Below are 1,076 nucleotides of genomic sequence, written 5' to 3' on the forward strand. Positions count from 1 at the left end.
ACCCGCTGCTTCCCCATCGACAGCATCGAAATAAAAGGTGCCGACCGCCTGTCCCAGGCCGATCGCGAGCGCCTGGCCCAGCCTTATATCGGCCAGTGCCTTGGCGTGCAGCAGTTGAACGAACTGCTAAAGGCCATCACCGATCACTACCTCGCCATGGGCCTGGTCACCAGCCGCGCCTACCTGCCGCAGCAGGACCTGAGCAGCCGGCACCTGGAAGTGCAGGTGGTGGAAGGGCGCCTGGAAGGCATCGAGAGTGGCGCCGACAGCGGCCTGTCGCCTCGGGAACTGGCGATGGCCTTCCCCGGCGCTGTCGGCGAACTGCTCAACCTGCGGGATATCGAGCAGATGGTCGACCAGCTCAACCGCCTGCCATCCAACCAGGCCAAGATGGAGCTTGTCCCCGGCACGACGGTGGGCGGCAGTACCGTGGAGGTCGGCAACACCCCAAAAAAGCCCTGGCGCGCCAACCTGTCGCGTAACAATGACGGCCAGCTTTCCACGGGCGAACAGCAATGGGGCTACGGCCTGGAATGGGACAGCCCATTGGGCCTGGCCGACCAGTTGATGCTGCGCGGCGGTCGTGACGCGGTCAGCGATCACCAGCGCACCTCGCACAGCGAAATGCTCTTCTACAACCTGCCCTGGGGCTGGTGGAACTTCAGCTATTCCTACAGCCAGAGTGCCTACCGCTCACAAGCCGAGGCCAACACCTTCACCTTCAAGCAAACCGGCGACACCCAGAACCACCAACTGCGCGCCGAGCGGGTGATCCACCGCGACAGCCTGTCGAAAACCTCGCTGAGTACCGGCCTGGCCTACCTGCGCTCGAACAACTACATCGAATACAGCCGACTGGAAAACAGCAGCAACCGCCTGAGCGAGGCTCAGTTCGGCATCAACCACGGGCGCAGGATCGGCGGCGCGTTCGTCAACCTGGACCTGGGCATGCAGCAGGGCATCGGCGCCTTCGATGCCCAGGCCGACCGCACCGCCAGCCCCGGCGACCCCGACGCCCGCTACCGCAAATACAGCCTGACCATCAGCTACCTGCAGCCGTTCCAGATCGGCGAAGA

The 1,076-nt window shown here is 64.2% G+C and carries 1 protein-coding gene; it reads left to right on the forward strand.

Going from position 1 to position 1,076, the window contains the following annotated elements; genetic code table 11:
• Window positions 1-1,076: ShlB/FhaC/HecB family hemolysin secretion/activation protein (locus tag HWV67_RS31520; protein WP_175654066.1), on the forward strand; the 1,076-nt coding region annotated here is incomplete at both ends.

This window comes from Pseudomonas sp. Marseille-P9899 (assembly GCF_903166565.1).
Lineage (GTDB): Bacteria > Pseudomonadota > Gammaproteobacteria > Pseudomonadales > Pseudomonadaceae > Aquipseudomonas > Aquipseudomonas huaxiensis.